The 24,646-nt window shown below is 39.1% G+C and carries 25 protein-coding genes and 1 pseudogene; 1 reads left to right on the top strand and 25 read right to left on the bottom strand.

Translation table 11 applies throughout. The features are described from left to right. Positions 1-10: 10 nt before the first annotated feature. Positions 11-1,567 carry a 2-isopropylmalate synthase gene (locus NSQ85_RS05870; protein ID WP_179971971.1) on the bottom strand — a complete coding sequence of 519 codons (1,557 nt, stop codon included), beginning with the start codon at positions 1,565-1,567 and terminating at the stop codon, positions 11-13. A 345-nt stretch (positions 1,568-1,912) separates the two neighbouring features. Beyond that, positions 1,913-2,605 carry a phosphoglycerate mutase gene (locus tag NSQ85_RS05865; protein WP_340781350.1) on the bottom strand — a complete coding sequence of 231 codons (693 nt, stop codon included), beginning with the start codon at positions 2,603-2,605 and terminating at the stop codon, positions 1,913-1,915. A gap of 256 nt (positions 2,606-2,861) precedes the next feature. Here NSQ85_RS05865 and NSQ85_RS05860 point away from each other — a divergent pair, with 256 nt between their 5' ends. Next, the gene (locus tag NSQ85_RS05860; protein WP_340781348.1) at positions 2,862-3,800 is read left to right on the top strand and encodes a dihydroorotate oxidase; all 939 of its coding nucleotides are present in this window, start codon (positions 2,862-2,864) and stop codon (positions 3,798-3,800) included. Positions 3,801-3,863: 63 nt separating this feature from the next. On the opposite strand, the gene NSQ85_RS05855 is transcribed toward NSQ85_RS05860, so the two are convergent. From NSQ85_RS05855 to hisE, 23 genes and pseudogenes are all read right to left on the bottom strand, one after another. Beyond that, complete coding sequence (locus tag NSQ85_RS05855) at positions 3,864-4,064, bottom strand: hypothetical protein (protein ID WP_179971974.1); 201 nt, start codon at positions 4,062-4,064, stop codon at positions 3,864-3,866. A gap of 60 nt (positions 4,065-4,124) precedes the next feature. After that, a complete protein-coding gene (locus NSQ85_RS05850; RefSeq protein ID WP_002950996.1) occupies positions 4,125-4,400 on the bottom strand; it encodes an HU family DNA-binding protein in 276 nt (91 codons plus the stop codon). A gap of 136 nt (positions 4,401-4,536) precedes the next feature. Further along, the gene (locus NSQ85_RS05845) at positions 4,537-5,106 is read right to left on the bottom strand and encodes a YpmS family protein (RefSeq protein WP_100273594.1); all 570 of its coding nucleotides are present in this window, start codon (positions 5,104-5,106) and stop codon (positions 4,537-4,539) included. Beyond that, positions 5,099-5,974, bottom strand: coding sequence for an SGNH/GDSL hydrolase family protein (locus NSQ85_RS05840; RefSeq protein ID WP_179973332.1), 876 nt, complete (start codon positions 5,972-5,974; stop codon positions 5,099-5,101). Before NSQ85_RS05840 ends, NSQ85_RS05845 begins: the two co-directional genes overlap by 8 nt. Beyond that, positions 5,967-6,803 (bottom strand): DegV family protein, encoded by an 837-nt coding sequence (locus NSQ85_RS05835; RefSeq protein ID WP_179973331.1) that lies wholly within the window; start codon positions 6,801-6,803, stop codon positions 5,967-5,969. The genes NSQ85_RS05840 and NSQ85_RS05835 overlap by 8 nt, the downstream gene beginning before the upstream one ends. Before the next feature lie 69 nt (positions 6,804-6,872). Further along, positions 6,873-8,543 (bottom strand): DNA repair protein RecN, encoded by a 1,671-nt coding sequence (gene recN, locus NSQ85_RS05830; protein ID WP_179973793.1) that lies wholly within the window; start codon positions 8,541-8,543, stop codon positions 6,873-6,875. Between the two features lie 8 nt (positions 8,544-8,551). Then, positions 8,552-8,998, bottom strand: coding sequence for an arginine repressor (locus NSQ85_RS05825; RefSeq protein ID WP_179971978.1), 447 nt, complete (start codon positions 8,996-8,998; stop codon positions 8,552-8,554). Further along, the gene (locus NSQ85_RS05820) at positions 8,946-9,812 is read right to left on the bottom strand and encodes a TlyA family RNA methyltransferase (RefSeq protein ID WP_179973794.1); all 867 of its coding nucleotides are present in this window, start codon (positions 9,810-9,812) and stop codon (positions 8,946-8,948) included. Before NSQ85_RS05820 ends, NSQ85_RS05825 begins: the two co-directional genes overlap by 53 nt. Beyond that, positions 9,805-10,677 carry a polyprenyl synthetase family protein gene (locus NSQ85_RS05815; protein ID WP_179973795.1) on the bottom strand — a complete coding sequence of 291 codons (873 nt, stop codon included), beginning with the start codon at positions 10,675-10,677 and terminating at the stop codon, positions 9,805-9,807. Before NSQ85_RS05815 ends, NSQ85_RS05820 begins: the two co-directional genes overlap by 8 nt. After that, positions 10,677-10,892: an exodeoxyribonuclease VII small subunit gene (locus tag NSQ85_RS05810; RefSeq protein WP_002951008.1), complete on the bottom strand. Its 216-nt coding sequence runs from the start codon at positions 10,890-10,892 to the stop codon at positions 10,677-10,679. The genes NSQ85_RS05815 and NSQ85_RS05810 overlap by 1 nt, the downstream gene beginning before the upstream one ends. Then, the gene (gene xseA, locus NSQ85_RS05805) at positions 10,870-12,210 is read right to left on the bottom strand and encodes an exodeoxyribonuclease VII large subunit (RefSeq protein WP_179973796.1); all 1,341 of its coding nucleotides are present in this window, start codon (positions 12,208-12,210) and stop codon (positions 10,870-10,872) included. The genes NSQ85_RS05810 and xseA overlap by 23 nt, the downstream gene beginning before the upstream one ends. A gap of 187 nt (positions 12,211-12,397) precedes the next feature. Then, positions 12,398-12,949, bottom strand: a complete 552-nt coding sequence (locus NSQ85_RS05800) for a hypothetical protein (RefSeq protein ID WP_232086274.1) — start codon at positions 12,947-12,949, stop codon at positions 12,398-12,400. A gap of 346 nt (positions 12,950-13,295) precedes the next feature. After that, a complete protein-coding gene (nth, locus tag NSQ85_RS05795; protein ID WP_179973797.1) occupies positions 13,296-13,940 on the bottom strand; it encodes an endonuclease III in 645 nt (214 codons plus the stop codon). Next, the gene (locus NSQ85_RS05790; protein ID WP_179971983.1) at positions 13,940-14,638 is read right to left on the bottom strand and encodes a DnaD domain-containing protein; all 699 of its coding nucleotides are present in this window, start codon (positions 14,636-14,638) and stop codon (positions 13,940-13,942) included. The genes nth and NSQ85_RS05790 overlap by 1 nt, the downstream gene beginning before the upstream one ends. A 71-nt stretch (positions 14,639-14,709) precedes the next feature. Continuing rightward, the gene (gene metA / locus NSQ85_RS05785; RefSeq protein WP_179971984.1) at positions 14,710-15,654 is read right to left on the bottom strand and encodes a homoserine O-acetyltransferase MetA; all 945 of its coding nucleotides are present in this window, start codon (positions 15,652-15,654) and stop codon (positions 14,710-14,712) included. 170 nt (positions 15,655-15,824) lie between these two features. After that, entirely contained in the window at positions 15,825-16,343 is a 519-nt protein-coding gene (locus NSQ85_RS05780) for an adenine phosphoribosyltransferase (protein WP_179971985.1), read from the bottom strand. Between the two features lie 116 nt (positions 16,344-16,459). Continuing rightward, positions 16,460-18,670, bottom strand: a complete 2,211-nt coding sequence (recJ, locus tag NSQ85_RS05775; RefSeq protein WP_179973799.1) for a single-stranded-DNA-specific exonuclease RecJ — start codon at positions 18,668-18,670, stop codon at positions 16,460-16,462. A 12-nt stretch (positions 18,671-18,682) separates the two neighbouring features. Further along, positions 18,683-19,450: an SDR family NAD(P)-dependent oxidoreductase gene (locus NSQ85_RS05770; protein WP_179971987.1), complete on the bottom strand. Its 768-nt coding sequence runs from the start codon at positions 19,448-19,450 to the stop codon at positions 18,683-18,685. Then, positions 19,450-20,379 (bottom strand): ribonuclease Z, encoded by a 930-nt coding sequence (rnz, locus tag NSQ85_RS05765; protein WP_011226135.1) that lies wholly within the window; start codon positions 20,377-20,379, stop codon positions 19,450-19,452. Before rnz ends, NSQ85_RS05770 begins: the two co-directional genes overlap by 1 nt. 31 nt (positions 20,380-20,410) lie before the next feature. Beyond that, positions 20,411-21,058 carry a cystathionine beta-lyase gene (locus NSQ85_RS05760; protein ID WP_011681259.1) on the bottom strand — a complete coding sequence of 216 codons (648 nt, stop codon included), beginning with the start codon at positions 21,056-21,058 and terminating at the stop codon, positions 20,411-20,413. Next, entirely contained in the window at positions 21,051-22,289 is a 1,239-nt protein-coding gene (gene hflX, locus NSQ85_RS05755) for a GTPase HflX (RefSeq protein ID WP_011681260.1), read from the bottom strand. Before hflX ends, NSQ85_RS05760 begins: the two co-directional genes overlap by 8 nt. Positions 22,290-22,666: 377 nt before the next feature. Next, a pseudogene (locus NSQ85_RS05750) lies at positions 22,667-23,836 on the bottom strand (FtsW/RodA/SpoVE family cell cycle protein); the annotation flags it as partial. A 495-nt stretch (positions 23,837-24,331) separates the two neighbouring features. After that, positions 24,332-24,646 (bottom strand): phosphoribosyl-ATP diphosphatase, encoded by a 315-nt coding sequence (hisE, locus tag NSQ85_RS05745; protein WP_014608418.1) that lies wholly within the window; start codon positions 24,644-24,646, stop codon positions 24,332-24,334.

Raw genomic sequence — 24,646 nt, 5'->3', positions numbered from 1 at the left:
CCTCTTAAGTTTATGGAAGGTCACGGTAAGAAACTTTTCGTGCCATCTCACCAGCATTTTCTTTTTGAACCAGCGTATTCGCATTAATATATGCAATTGCTGAAGCTTTCAAGACGTCAAAATCCAAACCTGAAGCGTTGAAGATTGTATCTGTGTCCACATTTTCTACAGATACAAGTACACGTGCTTGGGCATCAATACCATCAGTTACGGCATCGATATTATAAGAAGTCAAGCGGACTGTTTGATTGAAGAACTTATCTATAGCATTGAAGATAGCTTCAACTGACCCTTGGCCATTTGCCAAAAATTCTACAGCTTCCCCGTCTTCATTTACCAAGCTAACTGCAGCAGTAATTGTTTCATCAGGATTAGTTGTCAAGCGAAGATCTTGGAAATGGAAGCCTTCTGGATTTTCAACATTAGTCCCAGCAACAAGTGCGCGAATATCAGCATCAGTAATGTCATGTTTTTTATCAGCCAAGAGCTTGAATTTAGCAAAGAGTGGTTTGATATCTTCTTCAACAAAGTCAAGCTCAAGTTCTTTCAATTTTTCAATAAAGGCATGGCGACCTGACAATTTACCAAGTGGAAGTGAGCTTTTCTTAACCCCAACCAACTCGGGTGTAATGATTTCATAAGTAAGAGGATTTTTAAGGAAACCATCTTGGTGGATACCAGATTCATGAGAAAAGGCATTCCCACCAACAACAGCTTTATTCTTAGGAATAGCGATACCTGAATATCGAGATACAAGTTCAGCAGTGTTGACTGTCTCATTAAGCACAATATCACTTGTTGCTTTATAGTAGTCTTCACGGATATTAAGAGCCACTGCCACTTCTTCAAGCGCTGCATTTCCGGCACGTTCACCGATACCATTTACAGTTCCTTCAACACGGCCAGCACCATTTTTAATAGCTGCAAGTGTGTTAGCTACAGCCATACCAAGGTCATTGTGACAGTGAGGACTAAAGATAATTTTACGATCTGATTTAACATTTTCAATGAGATATTTGAAAATATGACCGAACTCTTCAGGAGTTGTAAAACCAACTGTATCCGGAATGTTAATATAAGTCGCACCAGCATCAACTGCTGTTTGAACAACTTCCAAGAGATAATCGAGCTCTGTACGAGTAGCATCTTCAGGTGAAAACTCAACAATATCAAAACGTTCACGCGCATAAGTCACATGTTCTTTGATAATCTCAAGAATTTCTTCTTTTGATTTCTTCAACTTGAATTCACGATGAATAGGACTTGTTGCAATAAAGACATGACATTGTGGGAATTTTGCATCCTTAATAGCTTCATAACAAGCATCAATATCAGACTTTACAGAACGAGCTAAACCAGAAACTGCTGTAGTAGTCATAGCAGCTGAAATTTGTTTTACAGCCTCAAATGAATCTGGACTAGCTGCAGGGAAACCAGCTTCGATTGAAGAAATTCCCCATTTTTCAAGTTGCTTTGCAATAGCAACTTTTTCTTTGATTGAGAAGTTAACACCTGGTGTTTGTTCCCCATCTCGGAGGCTTGTATCAAGAAACTCCACTTTACGCATAGACAATCCTCTTTCTAAAAGTAAAAACAATAATAGTAAAAAAAACATCTCACTCGGAAACCCAAGCGAGATGTTTTGAACTCCCGCTTGGTAAGCCAAACAGGACTAATGCTTTTGCACTAGCCCTCATTACGCAATAGCAAAGTAGTTGTAGTTGCGAATGTCATCTGACTTATTTCCTTTCGATGTATCTTGTTTTATATGATACATCTTTCAATCTTGAAAGTCAAGGAAAAATACTGAATTAACTGACTTTTCTGACCGTTTTTTACATTTTTTCAGAAAAACAAAAAAGCTGACCAAAGTCAGCTTTTCTAATTGTTCTTAATATCTATTTTTCTTAGCTTATTTTCCGAGGTAATATTCAGAAACAACGTTCAATTTTTCGTCAAATTCAAATACCAATGGTGGGAAGTTTGGAATTTCAACATCCATGATTTCATCATCTGACAGTTTTTTGATGTGTTTTACAAGGGCACGGATTGAGTTACCATGTGCACCTACGAATACGTTTTTACCATCTTTAAGAGCTGGAGCAATTTTATCTTCCCAGAATGGAAGGGCACGTTGCAAAGTTACTTTCAAGTTTTCAGCATCTGGAATTACTGAATCGTCAAGTAAAGCGTAACGACGGTCTTTGTGTGCTGAGTACTCATCATCACGGTCCATGCTTGGAGGCAATACATCGTATGAACGACGCCAGATGTGAACTTGCTCTTCACCAAATTGTTTAGCAGCTTCTGCTTTATTTTTACCAGTCAAAGCACCGTAGTGACGTTCGTTCAAGCGCCATGATTTTTCAACTGGAACCCAAAGTTGGTCAGAGGCTTCAAGCGCAAGGTTAGTTGTTTTGATCGCACGTTTCAATACTGAAGTATAAGCTTTGTCAAATTCAATACCAGCTTCTTTAATCAATTTACCAGCGTCAATAGCTTGTTGAGTACCTTTTTCAGAAAGATCTACGTCAGCCCAACCTGTGAAAAGATTAGCTTTGTTCCATTCAGACTCACCGTGGCGAGCGAAAACCAATTTTACCATTAGTTATGTCTCCTTTTTATTTAGGATTAAACCTATTTACTCTATCTATTATACCCAAAAAACATTGAAAAAGCTAGCAAAATACCAAAATTCTGTAAAATTCTACTCTTCCTTTTCTTTGCCAAATTAAAACTAATCAGATTTTTAAGTCAGAAGCTTATACCTATCCATTATTTCCTTGTTTTAAGCCTTCTTTCATGCTAGAATGAAATGAAAATAGTAAACATTTTACTTTGTGATACTTAAGGAGGATCTTATGGTTTCTACTGCTACAAAAGTTGGTAACTTTACGTTTGATAACTGTCTTATGAATGCTGCTGGTGTTTACTGCATGACCAAAGAAGAGCTGGCAGAGATTGAAGCTTCAGCTGCTGGTTCATTCGTCACAAAAACAGGGACACTTGAGGCCCGTCCTGGTAATCCAGAACCTCGTTATGTCAATGTACCCCTTGGTTCAATCAACTCAATGGGATTGCCAAATAACGGTTTTGAATATTATCTTGACTATGTCATTGAATTGCAAAATCAACCCAATACAAAAAACCATTTTCTCTCACTAGTGGGACTCTCACCAGAAGAAACACACACTATTCTTAAAAAAGTTCAAAAAAGTGACTATGAGGGACTCGTTGAACTCAACCTCTCATGTCCTAATGTTCCAGGCAAACCTCAAATTGCATACGATTTTGAAACCACAACCGATATCCTTACTGAAGTCTTCTCTTACTTTACGAAACCTCTTGGCGTGAAATTACCACCATACTTTGATATTGTTCACTTTGATCAAGCAGCTGCTGTTTTCAACCAATTCCCTCTTGTCTTCGTTAACTGTGTGAACTCTATTGGTAATGGACTTTACATTGAAGATGAATTTGTTGTCATCAAACCAAAAAATGGCTTCGGTGGTATTGGTGGTGATTACATTAAACCTACTGCCTTGGCAAACGTCCATGCCTTCTACCAACGTTTGAAACCTGAGATCCAAATTATTGGTACTGGTGGTGTGAAATCTGGTCGTGATGCTTTTGAACACATCCTTTGTGGCGCAAGTATGGTGCAAGTAGGTACTGCACTTCAAAAAGAAGGTGTTACTATCTTTGATCGCATCACTAAAGAACTTAAAGAAATCATGGCAAAAAAAGGTTATGAAACTCTTGAAGATTTTCGTGGAAAACTGCACTATATTGACAGATAACCAAAAAGAGCTTGGATTTTTTCCAAACTCTTTTTATCTTTATTTGAGGATGAGTTTCTTTTCTTATACGAGGCTATCATCATCTCGTTCATCCCAGACTTCAAAAGTATCCTTCCCCTCTTTTTGGGCTTGAATACGCTTTTGACGAGCTTCTTCGATCTGTTTTTCACTTGGCTTCATCAGTTTACTAATTGCAACAATAGCTGATAACTTAATAACAGTAAAAACCAAAAGAAAGATCAATATCACTGTTATGGTTTTCATAATTTTCCTTATATTTTTTTGTATAAATCAAAACCCCTAAAAAGCTTAGGGGGTTTAACATTATTTGACTGCGTCTTTAAGAGCTTTACCCGCTTTAAATGCAGGAACTTTAGAAGCTGCGATTGAGATAGTTTCACCAGTTTGTGGGTTACGACCTTGACGAGCAGCACGTTCACGTACTTCAAAGTTACCGAAACCAATCAATTGTACTTTTTCACCTGCAGCAAGGAATTCTTCGATAGAAGCGAAAACCGCATCTACAGCTGCTGCTGAATCTTTTTTTGTAAGCTCAGTTGCTTCTGCAACTTTAGCGATCAAATCTTGTTTGTTAGCCATTGTAACAATCCTCCAATTTATTTCTAAGCGAATAATATTTCTAGCGCTTTTACAAATATTATCATATCCTAAAAGCCTTATGAGGTCAAGTAATAAACGCTAATTTCATCGCTCTTTTGTAAAAAGTAAAGCGTTTTTAATTTATTGTCTTATAGATGTCAAACTCGACACGGTCATTAACTAAATCGAAACTCTGAGCACGTGCTGTTATTCCCTTATCATTCTTCATAGACTGAATATTTAGGGTAACCTTACCCTTCTTACTGTCAATTACAATGTAATCAGGAAGTTTTGTTGAACGTTCAATCATATTAAGAGCATCTAAAACAGGGAGCTTCAAGGTTCCTGCCGAGAGCTCAGACACTTGAAGAACGACAGAACCCGACTCACTTACAAGAGGCGTAAAGTAAACATATAGGGGGAGTGCGTGACCTAAGACCTTGTAACTACTCTCAAAAACAATTTTAGAATTAGTCACTTTGACCTTGAAACGCATCTTATCAGTGGAATAATCTTGAGCAAACCCTGTAAGCGCCGCATCAAGCTCCTCTTTACTCATACTATACTTTCCAATTTTAGTAGCTCCTTTAGGTAAGGATACTGAGATCGTTTCGACTGGTGTCATTATTCTAACCGTCACGACACAAATTAGGGCTAGATTTAAGGCTAACAGTCCCAAAAATAACCATTTCCATACCTTACTCACCTGACCACCCCTTCTTTGTTTGGTTTATACGTTTCAAAATCGCATCTGACATAATTTGATAGCCTGTGTTGTTGGGATGAAAATGATCTTCCTCAAATAGAGCATCGTTTAAACTATCTCGGGATGATTTGATAGACTGTGATGTTTCATCAGAGCTCGTCACTCCACCCTTACCATTGATTCCCTTATAGAGCAGATCGTTAACTGGAACAAAGTAGACATTGTCGTACTCCTTAGACACTTCTTCGGTAGACAGGTTCCAATTATCAACAATGGTTTGCATTTCTGTCATCTCTGGAAAATTAAGATAAAACGGATTGTATATACCAACAATATAAATCGGTAATGTTTTATTTTCCTTACGAGCCAGCTCAATAATCTGTCGCAATCTCTTTTGATAGTCCACAGCAGCTTTGCTAAAGGTGTTCATATTAAGATTTGTGATATTATCCTTAATGACATGAATCACATCATTTCCACCAACAGTCAAAGTCATCAATTTTGCCTTTTTGAGATCCCTTTTGATATCCTTCTTTTCCTGTATCCTTTTGAGGATTTGATTGCTAGTGTTTCCTGCGATACCATAGTTACGAGAAGTCACTTGCCAATTAAAATCTGACTCTAAGGCCTGAGATAAAACAGGAACGAAGCCCCCTTGATTGCTGCTATCACCCACACCTTGAGTAAGTGAGTCTCCAATCGCCACATAAGTTACCTTTTCTTTTTTTACAGACCTTATCTTGTCAGAAATCTTTGATGACTGATGACTGCTTGGTACAATAAAAATGAGTAGCCCCATAAATAATAGAAAAAGCAAGAAGAAGCCTGCAAAGCTTCTAAGTAATTCTGATTCTTTCAATTTATTCATAGCGAACCATTACGGCAAAGGCGTCTTCACCAGTATGTGTTTGAATGATGGAACCAGTCTCAAGAATTGAAATTGGAGCACCCAATACTTTAAGTTTCGAAGCAAGTTCATGTGCCAGCACAGGTGTTCCAGCATAGGAGACACCTATCTCAGCAATCTTACGATCCTTGATAGCATCAATGTAAGAATTCAACCATTTCGTGAACGTTTTTGCACCACGACCTTTGGCAACAGTATTTAACTGATAGTCCTTCAATTCCATAATAACACGAATATTGAGCAATGATGACAAAAGCCCTGTAACACGCCCAATACGACCACCTTTGGCAAGATTTTCAAGGGTAGAGACACCAATATGAAGTTCAGATTTACTTTTCACTTCTTCTACATGTGCCACAATGTCCTCAAGACTAGCCCCTGCTTGCGCGAGTTTAGCAGCCTCAACTACTTGGAATTTTAGGCATTGATCTATAAAACCTGAGTCTATAACTGTTACATCAGCTCCTGAAAGGCTAGCTCCTTGACGTGAAGCCTCACATGTCCCAGAAAGAGTATGCATAAGATGTATAGCTATAATTTGCTCTGCACCATCTTTAATCAATTTTTCAAATGTCTCAGCAAACAACCCTACTGGTGGTTGACTTGTCTTTGGTAACTCTTTACTATTCTTCATCATTTCCAGGAAATGACCTTCTTCACGAAGGTCACTATCTGAATAGATGACACCATCCACCATAACTGACAATGGAACAATAGTGATATTGTACTTTTCAACCAATTCCGGTTCAATCGTGATTGACGAATCGGTTACAATTCTGATTTTACTCATATTTCTCTCGCTTAACATAATTTTTTATTCTATTATAGCATGACTAGAGAGGTTTACCCAACTCTTTTCCTAAACAGGTTCATCCACTTTTAATAAAGCTCTAGCTTGACTCAAGGCAGCATCAGTCAAATTATCACCTGCAAGCATCTTGGCAATTTCCTCAACTCTTTCTTCAGGTGTTAAGAGACGAACACGAGATACAGTTGTCTCTTTATCACTTTCTTTAGAAATAAAGAATTGATAATCTGCAATAGCGATTACTTGAGGAAGGTGACTGATAGCCAATACCTGACCATGACTTCCAATCTTATGAATCTTCTGTGCAATAGCCTGGGCTACGCGGCCTGACACTCCAGTATCAACCTCATCAAAGACAATACTAGTTTTATCTTCTTTTCGAGCAAAGGCTGACTTAATGGCTAGCATAAGTCGAGACAGTTCACCACCAGATGCAACCTTAACAAGCGGTTTAAATCCTTCACCTGGATTGGTTGAAATATAAAACTCAACTTGCTCATTACCATCACGGTTAAATTTCCCCTTAGTAAAGACAACTTTAAAATCAGCCTTATCCATATAAAGATCACATAACTCAGTCTTTATCTCTGACTCAAGAGCGTTTGCAATCTGATGTCGTTCCCTTTGCAAGGTTTCTGCAGACGCGAGTAAGTCTTTTTCAAGTTGCTTAAGCTCTTGTTCCATAGCATCAGAAGAGCTAGAATTTCCAGTCAATAGGTTATATTCTTTACTTGAATTTTCGAGATAATCTAAGACATCATCAACAGTTCCACCATATTTACGGGTAATGGCATTAATCGTATCTAAACGGTGTTCAATCTCTTGCAAACGCCCAGCATCAAAATCTAAATTACCTACAAGATCTCCTAACTGTTTAGTGACATCCTCAAGGACATAGTAGGCTTCTGACAAATTATTAGAGAGTTCTTTATAATCAGAATCATACTCTTCAAGAGATTGGAGATCATTCATGGCAGAACGGACATTTGATAGGCTTGAAAAATCTTCATTATCCAGCATAACATAAGCATTCGTTAAGGTATCAGCAATCTGCTTATGATTGAGGAGTTTATCTCGCTCCTTCATCAAATCTAGATCTTCGCCTGTTTTTAGAGAGGCTGCTTCAATTTCTGCAATCTGAAAAGATAACATTTCAATTCTAGCCTTATGCTCTTTCTCGTTTTTCTGTTTTTCAAGAACAGCTTTTCTTAGCTCACGGTAACGGTCAAAGTATTCCTGATATTCTTTTTTTGCCTGAAAAAAATCCTTGTCACCAAAGGCATCAAGCATGCTTATGTGAAGAGCAGGTCTCATAAGTTCTTCTTGGTCATGCTGTCCATGGATATCTACCAAAAAGTGGCCGACAGCTTTAAGAATCGTTAAATTGACCATCTGACCGTTGATACGGCTAACACTTCGACCATTTTGGAAAATTTCACGGCGGATAATCAACTCATCTTCAACAGGAATCCCATTGTCTTCCAAGAGACTAACTAAAGCAAGATTTTGTTCAATTGAAAAGAAGCCCTGAATCTCCGCCTTGGGGGCTGAATGACGGACAACCTCGCTAGATGCCCGTGCCCCCAACATAAGATTCATGGCATCAATGATAATGGATTTTCCTGCCCCAGTCTCTCCGGTAAGAACAGTCATCCCATTTTCAAAATTAAGAGAAATTTCTTCAATAATTGCGAAATTCTTTATCGTAATTTCGAGAAGCATGCTTCCTCCTATTCTTCAACCCACTTGACGATTTGTCCATGTAATTCGATAGCAGCTAATTCTGACTGAGCAACCAAAAAGAGCGTGTCATCATCAGCAATCAAGCTAAAAATCAAATGCTTGTATTCATCCAAAAGAATCTTTTTGATGAGACGACTAGTCCCTGGCTGAACTAAAATATTCATAAAGGCATGTTGTCGATCAACACGCAACAAGCGGCGACAAGCAACAGAAGATCCACCTACTCGTCTAGGAGCAGTTGGGAGCCCATAGATGTAAGAACCATCTTCGGTTGGCACTTTGGTAATACCAATTTCATTGATATCACGTGATACCGTAGCCTGAGTAGCCTTCAACCCCTCAGCCTGGAGTAACCTTACCAATTCTCCCTGGGTCGTAATTTTATTTTCTTGGACAATCTTTCGGATTAACTCCAAACGATCTTTCTTCTTCATTCTTCTTAAACTCCTTATGTGCTTGTGCTACAACTTCTTTGATTGAAGTTTGAACATCATTTTGAGGAGAATCTGTCTTCTCCAAGTGTGCGAGAAATTCAATGTTACCATGACCACCTTGAATAGGAGAAAAATCCAGTCCTTTAATTGAAAAGCCATAGTCAACTGCAAGAGCTGTTACGGTTTCTAATACTTTTTCATGGATACTGCTCTCACGTACAATCCCATTTTTTCCAATTTGTTCACGGCCTGCCTCAAATTGAGGTTTCACAAGAGCAACAACTTGCCCTTCATTAACCAATATCTTAGCCAAGGCTGGTAAAATCAAATTAAGAGAGATGAAACTAACATCAATAGATGCAAATGATGGCAATCCCTCTGTGAAATCGACTGGTTCAGCATATCGAAAATTATATTTCTCCATAGAACGCACTCGATTATCTTGACGCAATTTCCAAACTAACTGATTGGTGCCAACATCTACTGCATAAACCAGTTTAGCACCATTTTGAAGCATGACATCGGTAAATCCACCTGTTGAGGCACCGATATCAATGGTTGTCATATCTTCAACTGATAGATTGAAAACAGCTAAAGCTTTTTCAAGTTTGAGTCCTCCACGACTCACATACCTAAGCTTTTCACCTTTGAGCTTCAACTCTGTTCCATTATCAATTTTTTCACCAGGTTTATCGTAACGCTCACCATTGATAACATTAACAACTAAACCAGCCATAACACCGCGTTTAGCTTGTTCTCGCGTTTCAAATAGGCCTTGTTTATAAGCCAAGACATCTACTCTTTCCTTAGGCATGGAATCTTAACCTCTCTATGATTTTCATAATATTGTCTTGCTTGAAACCTTGGTACTCAGCCAACTCTTTGAAAATGGCCTCAGCCTTATTTAGTGATTCCTCGAGAATGGCATGTGATTTTTCCAAACCAAGAAGAGCAGGGTAAGTTGATTTTCCAGCGACCACATCTTTTCCAGGTGTTTTTCCTAAGGATTCAAAGTCAGCAGTCACATCTAAAATATCATCACGAACTTGAAAGGCAAGACCAATCAAGCGACCAGCTTCTTGAAGATTCTCCATGACTCGATTTTCTTGCTGGGCCACAATACCAGCCGCTACAAAAGGAAAGGTTAGAAGCTTACCAGTCTTATTCTCGTGAATCTTAGCCAGTTGCGATAAATCAAGTTCCAGACCTTCACCTTTCATATCCAACATCTGACCACCAACCATACCGAAGGTCCCTGACGCATGAGATAGAGTGTGAATCAATTGAACACGAATTTCTACAGAAAGCTCTGTTTGAGCTACAAGTGCAAAGGAATCTAAAAAGAGAGAATCACCAGCTAAAATTGCCGTTGCTTCATCAAATTTTTTATGGTTTGTTAGACGTCCTCGACGGTAATCATCATTGTCCATTGCCGGTAAATCGTCGTGAATCAGACTCCCGGTATGAATCATTTCAAGACTTGCTGCAACATCAAAATGACTGGAAGTTAACTCTAAACCAAATCCTTCAAGTAAATCCAAGAAAATCAGTGGACGGATACGCTTACCGCCACTATCAACTGAATAAAGAATAGCAGTGATTAAATCGCTTGATACTGGTGGGGTTTTCTTTTGATAAAAATCCCGTATAGCAGCATCAATTTTTTTTAGCTTGGTCATTAGGCATCCATTTCCATTTCTGTACCATCTGCTTGCATAACCTTAACAAGTGTTTTTTCAGCATCTTCCAAGGTCTTCTGCAAATCTTTAGACAATACCATACCTTTTTGGAATTCAGCAATCGCATCCTCAAGAGCAACATCACCTGTTTCAAGTTTTGTGACGATAGCTTCTAAGTCCTGTAAATTTTCTTCAAATGTTTTTTTCGTTGACATTTTTCACCTCTACTTCTAGTTGTCCATCTCTCATTTGGATTGTTAATCGCTCGCCTTTAGTAATATCTTTGATAGTTGTTAGGGGCTTATCATTTTTATTGACAATAGCATAGCCCCTGGCAACAATACGGCTAGTATCTAGAGAAAATAGGGCATCTTGAGCCTTCTCTAGTCTAATGCGGTTACCATTGATAGTATTTTTAGTTGTGGTCACTAAAAGTCGCTGTAAGGACGCTCGACGATCTTGATAGTTCTTAACATGAGTCGAGAGATTTAGACCATGTAATCGCTGTCTCAAAAATTCAGCTGATTTTTGTTTGTGCTCAAAATCTTGACTCATGAAGGTTTCGAGCCTTGTTGTAAGGCGATCTAACTTTTGCAAATATCCATCATAAAGACGTTCAGGTTGCCTAAAGACAACCGATTGTGATAATTTGGCTAAACGTTCCTGATTATACTGTATGCGCCTCAAACAAGCTTGGTAGGCTCTGTTTTGTCTTTCACGAATCCAAACCAAGGTATCAGCCTTTGATATCGGAGTGGCAAGTTCAGCTGCTGCTGTAGGTGTAGCAGCCCTGCGATCCGCTACAAAATCCGCCAGAGTCGTATCTGTTTCGTGACCAACACTTGAAATCACAGGTAGACGACTCTCAAAAATGGACTGAACTACAATTTCCTCATTAAAGGCCCATAGGTCCTCAATTGAACCTCCACCACGGCCGACGATAAGAAGATCCAGATCTTCCCTCTGATTGGCTTTTTGAATATTTTCAACAATCTCTTGTGCCGCTCCGTCACCTTGAACCTTGGTAGGAAAAAGCAGAATCTCTACACCTGGAAAACGGCGACTAACCGTTGTAATAATGTCCCGAATAACCGCGCCACTAGGACTAGTGATAACCCCAATTTTCTTGACAAAATTAGGAAGAGGTTGCTTATGACGATCATCAAAGTAGCCTTCAGCAGCAAGTTTTTTACGAAGCTGCTCAAACTGGAGGGCGAGTGCACCAATACCATCTGGCTCAGCCTTCTCAATAATAAGGGAATATGAACCACTAGGCTCATAAATCTGCACCCGACCAACAACATTAATCTTCATTCCCTCTTCAAGATCAAAACCAATTTTTTTGAAGACCCCAGCCCAAATCGTTGCCTGAATGACTGCCCCTTCATCCTTAAGAGAAAAGTACTGATGACTCGGGCGTCGGCGAAAATTAGAAACCTGGCCTGTCAAATATACCCTCTCTAAATAAGGGTCACGGTCAAATTTCATTTTCAAATATTTGGTTAAGGATGTGACCGATAAATAGTCTGACACGACAACTCTCCTTTGTTAACTTGACTCTGGAAAATCTAAAGACACTAAAAAAGCTCTGTAGAACCATGATTCTCCAATACTATCAATCAGCTTTTTAATTGTTTATACGATTATCTTAGATTATACCAAAAAAGACTGTCAAATGACAGTCTCAACCACTATTGGCTAGTGCTTTAACATGATTAAATTAGCTTGTTTTATAAGTTTTTGAAACAACGTCCCATGAACCACTTGAACCGTCAATACCTCCATAGGCTTCGAGTTGTTCCTTAGTGTTTACTCGGAAAAGGAGGACATCATTACCATATGTATCATAAAGTTGTGCATAAACCAAACCATCGTCATTATCTTTCCAAGAATAGACACTCCAACCTAAATTTTTATAATTATCACCAGTTGAACCTTGTTCTTTAGCATAGGTAGAAAAAACCCAATCTCCTAACTGCTGATCAGACAAAGATGACGTATCAACTTGAGATGCTTTACTATCTGATGATGATTTACTATTTGATGATGATCCTTCCTTACTTTTAGCCAATTGGCCATTTTTCCATGGGTTAGTGACATTTTCGTTTTGGTTATTACTATACCACACTAAAGTAAGTAAAGGGATGAGCACTGCAATTAAAGCAATTCCCCCAATTACCCATCGAATTTTTTTAGGGTCTTTGAGTTTATTGAAACTCGAAACTTTCATTCCCCTAGTTCTTTCAGTTTTACGACGTCTAAATTCGCTCACAGCTTTATCCTCTTTTTCTTGAAAGTAGTCCTTTTTTCTCTTCCACTTGTTCCAAGAGTTTTTGCACTTCCTTACGCCCCTGCGAATCACTCATTTGAGCCAATGAAATTTGCAACTAAAAAATACGATTATCCAAAGCTTGCTCATATTCTTTGACTGTTTCTCTATCACCATTATCAGCTAAGACTCTCAAATACTCTTAATCACTGAATTCAGCCATTCACTATTTCGCTCCTGCTTCTAAATCGTTTCTTCTATTTTCTTAAAGCCTGGATCTTTTGTCAAGTTACTAGTTTGTAACAAAATCTTACAACTGTAAAAAGCTGACGAAAATCACATCCTCAGCTTATTTCTTAATTGTTTTTCGATAATACTTACAGTAACTTTGAAGAGGACAAGTCTGGCATTTGGGATTCTTGGCTAAACAATGATAGCGTCCAAAGAAAATCATGCGGTGATGACTGATAATCCAATCTTTCTTTGGTATTTTCTTCATCAATTCTGCTTCGATGTCCTCTACACTAGCATTTTCAGGAGCTATATTCAGCCGTTTAGAAACGCGAGAGACATGTGTATCTACAGCAATAGACGAAATACCATAGACTTCAGCCAATACGACGTTAGCTGTTTTTCGTCCAACACCAGGTAGACTCTCTAATTCCTTGTGAGTTTTGGGAACTTGTCCGTCGAAATTCATTAAAACAGCTCTAGCAGTTTTGATGATATTCTTTGCCTTATTCTTATATAGCCCAATGGTTCTTAAGCACATTTCAACATCATCAAGATTAGCAGATGCTAAATCTTCAATTTCTGGATAACGGGCCCACAAACCCGGTGTTACTTTATTAACGGCTTTGTCCGTTGTTTGAGCAGATAAAATAACAGCAACTAGTAGTTGAAAGGGAGTCTCCCACTCCAGCTCACCATGTGCATCTGGAAACATCTTTCCCATTAAAGTCAGAGCTTCATTAACACGTTTTCTACCCAACATTATTGACCACCCCACAATTGACGGGCCGCGTCCATACCGGTTTTGAACTCATCCGAAACCTGGTGATGTTGTTTCTTTCCTTGATGCTCCAAACGACGTTCTTCAACTTGAATTTTAGTAGTAATACCACTTAATTTCCAGTTACGAAGAACCCCTTTGATATAATTCCAGTTGGTTTTTCGGTTAAATACTGCCTCTTTCAGAGCTTCACGGATTAATTCCGGGTCAGTGTGTTCTTCCTGAATTTCCTTATTTAAATCTTCTATTACCATAGGATTCAAGATTCCCAAAGCCTGTTCCAACTCATCTGTTAATTGTTTAATAAGCTGTGTATTTGTTGGTTGGCCAGCAACAGGACCTGTCATTGGATTTTCACTACTCACTAGCTTGTCTAACACTGCTAGGGCAGGTGAAGCATCAACAACCATCTCAATTTCATTATTAACTTTAACAGTCGTAAAATCAAGAAGTCCGGCTTCAGTTAATGTCGTAATACTTTTATTAACCTCAGTGGGGGTCTTTCCAGTTGCCTGCGCTATCTGGCTAGAAGCCACTTCTCCAATCTGAGTAGTCGTTTGTAGATAGAGAAACTGCCAAACTAAAAAGTCATCCGCTGATGGAAAAATATCCTTAAAGTGAAAAAATAAGGCATTTGGAAGGACTAGATTTCCTGTTCGATACTGTTCAAAAAAACTCATATTTACCTTTCAGAGTAGATAGGTCAACTCAAAAAATTTTATGCTTTAACATAAGTCTTTTGAGAGACCTACTACAAATAACCGTAGAATGAAAAATCGTCTTCCAACTCTTCTAAACGATAGGGTGTTTCTTGATATACAGCGTAGTTAATCCAATTACTAAAGAATGCTGATGCCGCAAGGTTCCAACGAAGTTTCGGTTCCTGACTTGGATCATCCCCAGGAAAATAGTTTGCTGGCACATCTGGATTGATGCCTACATCCAAATCCCTTCGATATTCTCTAGCAAGAGTATCACGATCATATTCGAAATGACCAAAACTATAAACTTCACGAAGATCCTTGCTTGCCAGAATGGACAGACCTACCTCTTGACCTGATGCAACAACGTCTAAATCTGTTTTATACTTGATATCTTCCAGAGTTACCTCTGTATAGCGTGAGTGCGGTGACACAAAGCTATCATCAAAGCCATTCATGAGGAAATTTTTTGGCATGTCAACAGTTTGCTTATAAATACCTGATAATTTCTCTGACAAGGGAACCTTATCAACTCCATGTTTGTAATAGAGACCTGCTTGAGCTCCCCAACACAAGTGAAGAGTTGAATAAACATGCTTTTTAGACCAGTCAAAAACTCGTGTTAATTCCTGCCAATAATCAACTTCCTCAAAAGGCATTTGTTCAACAGGAGCCCCCGTTACGATAAGACCATCGTAATACTTGTCCTTAATATCATCAAAAGTCTTATAGAAGGTTTCCATATGTGCAGCGTGGGTATTTTTTGATTTATGACTAGCCATATACAGAAACTCTACGTTAATTTGGAGTGGTGTATTTGCTAAAAGACGTAGCAATTGAGTTTCTGTCACTTCTTTAGTTGGCATTAGGTTAAGCACCAGGACCTCCATTGGTCTAATATCCTGGCTACTAGCTCTATTTTCATCCATGATGAAGACATTTTCCGAACGCAATACATCAAGAGCTGGTAACTTATTATCAATTTTTATAGGCATAACAACATCTCCATCCTTGTTTATTCTATCTTCATATTATAAACCGGATAAATATTGTTATCAAATATATATTTTCTCTAGTTAGCTATAACTTTAAACTATATGATGACACACTTATTTTTTAAAAGAGTTAAAAAGGCCCTGAGGCCTTTTGTAAAACATAGATAGTTTTATCCTGGGAAGTTCATCAATATTTTAGCGTCATAACCTTTGATTGCTTCACGACCATTAAGTCCGTCAAGCTCAATCAAGAAGGCACATCCAGCAACGACACCACCTAGGCGTTCAATCATTTCAATTGTTGCTTTGACAGTACCACCAGTAGCCAAGAGATCGTCAACGATAAGTACACGTTGGCCTGGTTTGATTGCATCGGCATGCATGCAAAGAGTATCAACACCATACTCTTTTTCATAATCGGCTGAAATCACTTTACGTGGCAATTTACCAGGTTTACGAACTGGCGCAAATCCAATACCAAGTTCAAAGGCAACTGGGCATCCAACGATGAAACCACGTGCTTCGGGACCAACAATCATGTCAATTTTCTTGTCAGTCGCATACTGAACAATTTCACGAATAGCATAGCTATAAGCATTTCCATCAGCCATCAACGGGCTAATATCGCGGAAAGTAACCCCTTCTTTAGGGAAGTTTTCAATAGATGCAATATAATCTTCTAATTTCATTTGTTCTTCCTATAGGCATTTTGCCAAAAAAAATATTTACATATCATTATAGCATGAATCCGTGGATTTAGAAAATACTAACCTCTAGATTCTAAACTAATTATCTTAGTTAGGCACTACTGCTCCTGCTTGTAGAGCCAATCATAAATTTCCTGTGGTGTTCCCAAAGCCATGAGTTCTTGGAACTTGACAAGACGTTTAAGGTCCTGGAAAATCTTGCTTTCCTCAATATCACGTTTTCCAGCCTCTTTATTAACTGTCATGACACCATTATCAATAGTGACAAAGTCCAATTCATCAAAAATTTGAATCATCTTGATGAGAAGAATTTTATCAATCTTAAGATAATGACTGAGGTCATCTAATTTATAGCGCACATCAAATTCTGGGAATTGATAAATGGTTTTATAGAGCCTTGCAAATTGCTCTCTAGTTCCATAGCCTGTCAGATAATAGGCTTTCTTAATGCGATTCTTAAAATAAATGGCCTGGAATTCCTTACCGTCAAACCACTCTTTTAATTCCGTCTCTGAATTCGGTAGGGTGTCGAGGACAACTGCAGTTGCTTCGTCTGAGGCCTCTTCTACAGTTGGTAGGCCCTCAGGTAGTACCATATTTTTTGAGCGAAAATCAAATAACTGAACATCGTCCACGCGCACATCTTCCAACATGAGCTGTAGTGTTTTCTGGCCATTCCATACATTAACGGACAATGTCACTGCTAATTCCAACCCCTGAGCTTGCTGAAATTCTTGAAGCAGATGCCCTTTGTTAAAGGCGACAACATCAAAACTAGCCTTGCCTTGCTTAACCTTGAACTTAAGATGAGCTCCATTTTGCCCCATAGTTCTAGCTTGAATAACGGAAATATCATGTAGCCAAAAGACTGGCTTTTTATTATCCATACCAAAAGGTGCTAGTTTTTCGAGGCTCCTTATGGTATCCAAGCTAAGCTCACCGAGTTGTAGCTCCTCGTCTAAATTAAGCGTATTTTTGGCACTCGTATCAATGTCATTATCGTAGACATAACTACATAAAATATCTGAGAGTTGAGTAAGATTTTCCTCTGGAAGGGTCATACCAGCTGCTCCAGCGTGCCCTCCAAATGCAGTAAAGATGTCTCTGTGGTCATCAAGTGCATGGAAGATATTGATAGACTCCAAACTACGAGCTGACCCCTTAGCCAAGCCATCTTCAATATTTAAAACCACTACTGTCTGACTGATTTGCTCCATGATACGACCAGCAACAATGCCGAGTACACCAGGATGCCAGCCTTCCTTAGCCAAAACCTGAACTGGTTTATCTAAGTCTACCATGCTCATGGCTTCATCAAAGATGTTTTGAACAACATCCTTACGTTCTTCATTTTTGGCATTGATTTCCAGAGCAATAGCTTGCGCTTCCTCATCGTCAAATCCGGTTAATAGTTCAATAGCTGGGTTTGGATCGTCTAAACGTCCTAAGGCATTGAGTTGAGGGGCTAGTTTGAAAGCCACTGTTTCTTCAGAAATTGTTGTTAGGTCTACTTCGGAAATATGGAGCAATTTTTGAAGCCCAATACGCTCAGTAGTCTTGAGAATTTCAAGTCCAACCTTAACCATAATACGATTTTCATCGGTCAGGCTAACCATATCAGCAATAGTCCCTATAGCTACCAAATCCAACATCTCTGTTGGTATGGTCTCGAGGAGGGCCGTTGCTATTTTGAAAGCTACTCCACAACCTGCCAAATACTTAAAGGGATAATCAGCACCTGGATGTTCTGGATGAACAATGGCATAAGCTTCTGGAAGCTGTGACGGCATGCTATGGTGGTCTGTGACGATAACATCCACACCTTGCTCTTGCGCATAAGCAATAGCCTCATTCCCAGCTACCCCATTATCCACTGTAATGATGAGTGAAATACCTTCCTGCTCAATGAAATACTTATAGACACTTTCGTTTGGTCCATAACCATCTGTAAAACGGTTTGGCAAGTATACTCGAGCTTCAGCTCCCATCATTTCAAGGGCTTCTTTGATAATAGAGGCTGACGTCATACCATCCGCATCGTAATCTCCATATACTAAGATTTGTTCATAATTTTCAATAGCCTGACGGATTCTAGCCACTACCTTATCCATATCATGAAGCAGATAAGGATCATGAAGGTGCGATAAATCTGCCTTTAGAAAGCCTTCAAGTGCCTTTTCTGTCCTAATGCCACGTTCATAGGCAATCTTGGCTGCTGTTTTTGCCAGTCCATGTTCTTTAGCAAGTTTAAAAAAGCCAGCATCTGGCTCTTTTGTGTTTATTTTCCAATCATACGTTGATGTAATCATGTTCTTCTTTCTTTATTTATAATTAAAGCTTGTTCGTGCAAGGTAATCAGCTATCGTGGGAAAGAGTGTATAGCCTTTGTAAGCAACTGCTAAGAGTCGTGGTAGATTAACTTCACGTTTATTTTTGCCCAGAATACGGACAATCTTTTTAGCCACATATTTAGGACTGAGGACAAACTTCTTAACACTCTCAAGATAAGCTCCAGAGGGATCAGCTTGATCGAAGAAAGATGTCTCAATTGGACCAGGATTGACCGTAGTCACATAGACTCCCTTATCAGCCAATTCTATACGCAAGGCATCTGAAAAGCCAATTACCGCAAACTTTGTCGCTGCATAGACACTTGAGTTGGCTGTCGCAATTTTCCCTGCCATGCTGGCGATATTGATAATATGGCCGTGGCCTTGCTCTACCATTTTCTCTGCAATTAAGCGTGAAAAAGTAATTGTCGCCAAGGTATTGATGTCAAACATATCACGAACTTCTTGACTAGTGTAATTATCATAAGACTTAAATTCACCGAAGCCAGCATTATTGATAAAAACATCAATACGGCCAAAACGTTGATAGAGATAATCGACCATTTCTTTAATGGCATTGTCGTCTCTGAGGTCAATAGCAAGACAGGTTTTATTTTTCACATGGCGATAGCATTTCTCAAGTTTGTCCTTGTCTCGTCCCAAGAGGATAATGCCGTCACTGAGGGAGAGCTGCTTGACAATTTCTTGAGCAAGACCTCCTGAGGCACCAGTAATAGCGATAATTCGTTGTTTAGCCATTATATTTCTACCTCTTCCAAGTCACGAACGATGTGAGTGTTTTCAAAAATCGTTTTAGCATCTGCTGCCATCTTACCGATATCACGCCCCAAAAAACGTGCTGATACGTGATTTAGAAGAAGGCGTTTAGCTGACGCATCCCTAGCTACTTGGGCTGCTTGCATATTCGTTGAGTGACCATGGCTCTTGGCAATTTTTTCATCACCCTTACCATAAGTAGACTCGTGGACCAGGACATCTGCCCCCAATCCAAGTCGAACACTGGCATTTGTCTTACGGGTATCACCTAAGATAGTGATAACCTTACCTTTCTTAGGTGCGGAAATAAAGTCTTTGGCAATGATTTTCGTTCCATCTTCAAGAACCACATCTTGTCCATTCTTAATTTGTCCAAAAAGCGGACCAAATGGTACGCCTGCTGCCTTAAGGGCCTCAGCATCCAAGGTGCCTTCGAGATCCTTTTGAACCACACGGTAACCAACACAAAAAATGGTGTGATCCAATTTATCTGCATAAACAGCGAACTTGTCATCTTCCATAACCAAGCCTAGACTATTTTCATCAATTTCCTTAAAATGCACATGATAAGATAAGCGTGTCCCTGAGGTACGAATGCTGGTCATGACGTATTGCTTAATACCAACTGGTCCATAAACTTCAAGGTCAGTTTGTTCTTCGCTAGATTGGAAGGAACGACTCGCCAGGAAACCTGGTAAACCGAAGATATGGTCCCCGTGCATATGTGTAATAAAGATTTTTTTAACTTTACGGGGTTTGATTGTTGTTTCTAAAATCTGACGTTGGGTTCCTTCCCCACAGTCAAACATCCAGACTTCGTTGATTTCATCGAGGAGCTTCAAAACCAGACTCGATACATTACGAGCCTTGGATGGCTGTCCGGCGCCCGTCCCTAAAAATTGTAATTCCATGACTTTCTATACTTTCTATCTATCGTTTTTCTTATTTTTGGACAATATAAGCCAGGCATTCACGCTGAGCAAATCCATAATAAACAGTTTGCCCTTTATCTTTATATTGAGACAAAAGTTCCACTAATTCATCTTGATTGAAGCTAGCTAACTTAATGACATTTCCCTTCAGTTTAGTGACACGACTAAGTAACTGAGTCTCTGGTGTCAACTCTTCCAATACTTCTTCATCAAAGTCAACCTTGGCCATTTTAACTTGAGTCCCTTCAAGATAAACCTTATATTGTGGGAAAACTTGAGCAAGCTCAAACAAAATATCAGTCGTTGGAACCTCTAAATGCTCTGCAAAGACTAGGGCCACTTCATCAGCATTTTCATAGCAAAAACCATAAGATTTTCCTGACAGATTGAGACGAATAAAGGGCTTGTGTTCATCAAAAGATGGTACTGGATTAAAGAGATTAAGTTCTTTCGAAAGCTCCAAATAGTAATCCGTTGCTGCTTCTGGAGACTGTTTCTGGTAAATCTCTGCAAAATAAGCATTAATAACACTTGGTGGTGGCGTAATAAAGGCCAGTTTTTGATTGTCTGAAAGGTCTGACAAGGTATTTTGAAGATATACCTTATCTAAACTTGTAAAACCACCATATTTTAAAGCTAAATCCATATAATCAGTCATAAAACTCTTCCAATTTCCATTTATTTTTCGGTGAAATATAGCCTGTAATTTCTTCCACTTCTGTCTCAAAACTATAGCTATCTAACAAGGCTAATTGACTCAACTGATAAAGTTTATAAGCTTGGTCCTGATTAACCTTAATACTAAAGTGTTCAAAATTCTGTTGAATTTCATCAATCAAGAGTTTTCGCAAAGTCTCACGACTTCCCTTGTCACGCGCTGAGAGACGAACATTAGGAAAGACTGTTGCTACTAAGTTATTCGCCACGTCCATCTTATTGTAGATAGCTAGGCGAGGAATATCAGTCATGTCCAGTTCTTTAAGGATATCTAAAACCACGTTTTCATGTTCTTCGTGATTCGGATCACTAGCATCGATGACATGCAAAAGGAGGTCCACATTACGACTTTCTTCAAGCGTCGACTTAAAGGCAGCCACCAATTCTGTTGGCAAATCCTGAATAAAACCAACCGTATCTGTCAAGGTCACTTGAAACTGATCTTTTAAGTATATTTTCTTAGTCGTTGCATCCAGAGTCGCAAAAAGTTCATTGGCCTCATACTGCTTATCATCCGTCATAAGGTTCATAATAGTTGATTTCCCAGCATTGGTATAACCTATCAAGCCGATTTTAAAGGTAGTTGAGTCGACACGCTTTTCACGAATGGTCTCTCGGTTCTTCTCAACAATCTTTAATTGGCGTTCAATATCCGCAATCTGGTTACGGATAGAACGACGATTGAGTTCCAGCTGACTTTCACCAGGACCACGGCTACCAATGCCCCCTGCTTGACGACTGAGCATAATTCCCTGACCAGATAAACGGGGCAACATGTATTTGAGCTGAGCTAGATGAACTTGAAGTTTTCCTTCATGACTTCTAGCTCTCATGGCAAAGATATCCAAAATCAATTGCATGCGATCAATGACTTTTACGCCAAATGCTGCTTCAAGATTGGTATTTTGACGTGGGGTTAAACGGTTATTGACAATGACCGTAGTAATCTCATCTGCGTCCACCATAGCCTTGATTTCCTCTAATTTTCCTGAACCTACGAAGGACTTACTATCATAGCGTTCACGTTTTTGGGTATAGCTAGCTACAACCTCTGCTCCTGCTGTTTTGGCAAGACTAGCAAGTTCCTCCATGGACATGTCAAAATTCTCTGTCTCTTGCAATTCAACACCTACTAAAATAGCACGTTCTTGCTGCTTGGCTGTCTCTATCATAGCAAACCCCTTTTCGAAATAGTCGCCTTCTATTATACCACAGGGAGACCTAAAGAGAAGGGGACAGACCTTAATTTTTTATAAAGAAAAACAAGTTGGATTGTCCAACTTGTTTTTAATTAGTGTTTACGTGTTGGTTTCTTTTTAGACTCCTTACGACGCTTGCCTTGGTGAAGGCTAGGCATATTTTGAGAAATCGTTTGACGTAATTCCACAGTAGCCTTATCAACCTTATCTTTAACCTTGACCAATTCTTGTGAGGCCTTGATTGCACTCTTCGAAGGTTTGTTTTTCTTAGTTTTGGTCTTAGACACTGCCTTTACTTTACTAGTTCCAGATGCACGCATACGACGAGACATAGCCAGAAGAATTTTATTTTCTTCGTTGAGGTTGGTATGGTAGGCCATGGAAAGCACTAAGCCAACACCAATCAAGTTTGAGATGAGTGAAGATCCACCTTGAGAAATAAAAGGCAAAGGAATACCTGTCAGAGGAAGAATTCCTACTGCCGCCCCAATATTTTCAAAAATATGGAAGACAATCATCATAATAAGACCAGTAGAAATAAAGGTATAGAAGCGGTTATTAGACTTGAAAGTCACTCGCAACATGCGATAAATGAGGAAGAGATAGGTCAACAGAACAAATCCACAGCCTACTAAACCAAAGTCTTCTGCAATAACCGTGAAAATCATATCACTCTCACGAACTGGTACATTCAAATCAAGGTGATTAAAACCTTTTCCATAGATACCACCAGTACCTATCGATGTCATCCCTTGTGTCTGTTGAAAGGCGATACCATCCGCATAAGTGAAGGGGTCCAACCAAGCTGAGATACGGTTAATCTGATAAGTCTGAACCCCTAACTTGAGCAAGATTTCCTTTCCCCAATCTGTGATAAACACCATTATAAACAGAGCTATACTTGCTGCAAAGACTAGCACTACCGGTAAGATGATACGCCAGGATATTCCCGAAACCACTATTATACCCGCTAAAATAGCGAGGAAGACTAAGGCCGTTCCCATATCACCTTGAAGAACCAGTAAGCCTAAGACAGGAAGCGTGACCGCTACATATTGGACAAGTAACAACCAGTCATCTTGAAGCTCAGTTACTTCTTTTCCTTGTTTAGCCCGAACACCTATTCTCGAAAGAAAAAGGATGTAGGATATCTTCATAAATTCTGATGGTTGAAAAAGGGTGACTGATCCAATACTGACCCAGTTTTTTGCTCCTGTCGAGGCAACCAAAGAGGGTGAATAAAAAATAAGAGGCAAAACCATAAGTCCCAAGCCAAAAATATAAAGCCAGGGAGTGACCTTCCAAAGAAACTCTGTATTAAATAACATGACAACAAAAGCAAGTACTGAACCAAGAAAAATCCATAGTAATTGCTGAGACATGACATGAACGAGATTCTTTGGATAATCAAAATTTGTCGCGATAAAAATTGAGACCATACCAACCAGCAGTAAGATAAGGACTGGCAAGAGAATCGAGTAATCTATCCGACTTTCAATAGTATTTTTTGACTTAGCCATATGTACTCCAAAATAAAGATTTAGCAAGAGTTATTATACCACTTTTTCGGCCAGACAAATGAGCTGAATGTGTAAAAAGTTGTTAATTTTAACAAAAAAAGCAACCACAAAAGTGATTGACTTCTTTCATCAGTCTTAATTTGACATGTATCCTTTTCCTTAAGCATTGAAGCATACACGTTGCGCTGAAGGAATTTGGACCTAGCGATCAACAGTCCTGTCACATAGCAACCCCTATCGTTTCTGTAAAACAAAAAGGTATCTCCGACTGATTTTCGGAGATGTTTTTGTGTATTTTGAAGTTTTCGTTTTCACTGAGTTGTAACCCACACTTCTAATATCCTAATATGACACGCTAGATTACAGAGGAAGAAAACAGCTAAGCTAGAAAGCATTGAGATATTAGGAGTATTTTTCTTCATGGGATTTCTCTAGCAAAAAACTGAGGCGTCACTTCAAACTTTTATTCTTAGTCTCAATCTGTTGAGATAATCCTCAATAATCTGTTACTTCTTTTCGGTCATGAACATTGCTTTGCTTGCCTTGTCGTGCCTTAAGTACGGCTTTAACGTCTTCAGGGCTAACCCCTGTTTCAACTAGCATGACGGCTAAATGATAGAGGACGTCTGCTGTCTCGTTGGCAATTTCTGTTTTATCAGCATTCTTAGCTCCAATTACAACTTCTGTCGCTTCTTCGCCAACCTTTTTAAGAATCTTGTCTAGACCCTTGTCAAAAAGGTAATTGGTATAAGACCCTTCTTTAGGATTCTTTTTACGATCCAAGGCTTCCTTATAAAGTGTTTCTAACAT

Source organism: Streptococcus sp. FSL L8-0526 (genome assembly GCF_038007145.1).
Lineage (GTDB): Bacteria > Bacillota > Bacilli > Lactobacillales > Streptococcaceae > Streptococcus > Streptococcus thermophilus.
Note: the sequence above shows the minus strand (reverse complement) of the source record. Positions and strands in the feature narration are given on the sequence as shown.

Excerpts from the sequence above, each read along its gene's own strand:
- NSQ85_RS05815 (WP_179973795.1), bottom strand. The coding sequence starts at position 10,677 with ATGACCAAGCTAAAAAAAATTGATGCTGCTATACGGGATTTTTATCAA.
- NSQ85_RS05760 (WP_011681259.1), bottom strand. The coding sequence starts at position 21,058 with ATGACTGATTATATGGATTTAGCTTTAAAATATGGTGGTTTTACAAGT.
- rnz (WP_011226135.1), bottom strand. The coding sequence starts at position 20,379 with ATGGAATTACAATTTTTAGGGACGGGCGCCGGACAGCCATCCAAGGCT.
- hisE (WP_014608418.1), bottom strand. The coding sequence starts at position 24,646 with ATGTTAGAAACACTTTATAAGGAAGCCTTGGATCGTAAAAAGAATCCT.
- NSQ85_RS05870 (WP_179971971.1), bottom strand. The coding sequence starts at position 1,567 with ATGCGTAAAGTGGAGTTTCTTGATACAAGCCTCCGAGATGGGGAACAA.
- NSQ85_RS05855 (WP_179971974.1), bottom strand. The coding sequence starts at position 4,064 with ATGAAAACCATAACAGTGATATTGATCTTTCTTTTGGTTTTTACTGTT.
- recN (WP_179973793.1), bottom strand. The coding sequence starts at position 8,543 with ATGCTTCTCGAAATTACGATAAAGAATTTCGCAATTATTGAAGAAATT.
- metA (WP_179971984.1), bottom strand. The coding sequence starts at position 15,654 with ATGCCTATAAAAATTGATAATAAGTTACCAGCTCTTGATGTATTGCGT.
- NSQ85_RS05780 (WP_179971985.1), bottom strand. The coding sequence starts at position 16,343 with ATGAAATTAGAAGATTATATTGCATCTATTGAAAACTTCCCTAAAGAA.
- NSQ85_RS05820 (WP_179973794.1), bottom strand. The coding sequence starts at position 9,812 with ATGCCTAAGGAAAGAGTAGATGTCTTGGCTTATAAACAAGGCCTATTT.
- nth (WP_179973797.1), bottom strand. The coding sequence starts at position 13,940 with ATGTTGGGTAGAAAACGTGTTAATGAAGCTCTGACTTTAATGGGAAAG.
- NSQ85_RS05865 (WP_340781350.1), bottom strand. The coding sequence starts at position 2,605 with ATGGTAAAATTGGTTTTCGCTCGCCACGGTGAGTCTGAATGGAACAAA.
- NSQ85_RS05770 (WP_179971987.1), bottom strand. The coding sequence starts at position 19,450 with ATGGCTAAACAACGAATTATCGCTATTACTGGTGCCTCAGGAGGTCTT.
- NSQ85_RS05850 (WP_002950996.1), bottom strand. The coding sequence starts at position 4,400 with ATGGCTAACAAACAAGATTTGATCGCTAAAGTTGCAGAAGCAACTGAG.
- NSQ85_RS05825 (WP_179971978.1), bottom strand. The coding sequence starts at position 8,998 with ATGAAGAAGAAAGATCGTTTGGAGTTAATCCGAAAGATTGTCCAAGAA.
- NSQ85_RS05790 (WP_179971983.1), bottom strand. The coding sequence starts at position 14,638 with ATGAGTTTTTTTGAACAGTATCGAACAGGAAATCTAGTCCTTCCAAAT.
- NSQ85_RS05840 (WP_179973332.1), bottom strand. The coding sequence starts at position 5,974 with ATGAATAAATTGAAAGAATCAGAATTACTTAGAAGCTTTGCAGGCTTC.
- NSQ85_RS05860 (WP_340781348.1), top strand. The coding sequence starts at position 2,862 with ATGGTTTCTACTGCTACAAAAGTTGGTAACTTTACGTTTGATAACTGT.
- hflX (WP_011681260.1), bottom strand. The coding sequence starts at position 22,289 with ATGATAGAGACAGCCAAGCAGCAAGAACGTGCTATTTTAGTAGGTGTT.
- NSQ85_RS05835 (WP_179973331.1), bottom strand. The coding sequence starts at position 6,803 with ATGAGTAAAATCAGAATTGTAACCGATTCGTCAATCACGATTGAACCG.
- NSQ85_RS05810 (WP_002951008.1), bottom strand. The coding sequence starts at position 10,892 with ATGTCAACGAAAAAAACATTTGAAGAAAATTTACAGGACTTAGAAGCT.
- recJ (WP_179973799.1), bottom strand. The coding sequence starts at position 18,670 with ATGATTACATCAACGTATGATTGGAAAATAAACACAAAAGAGCCAGAT.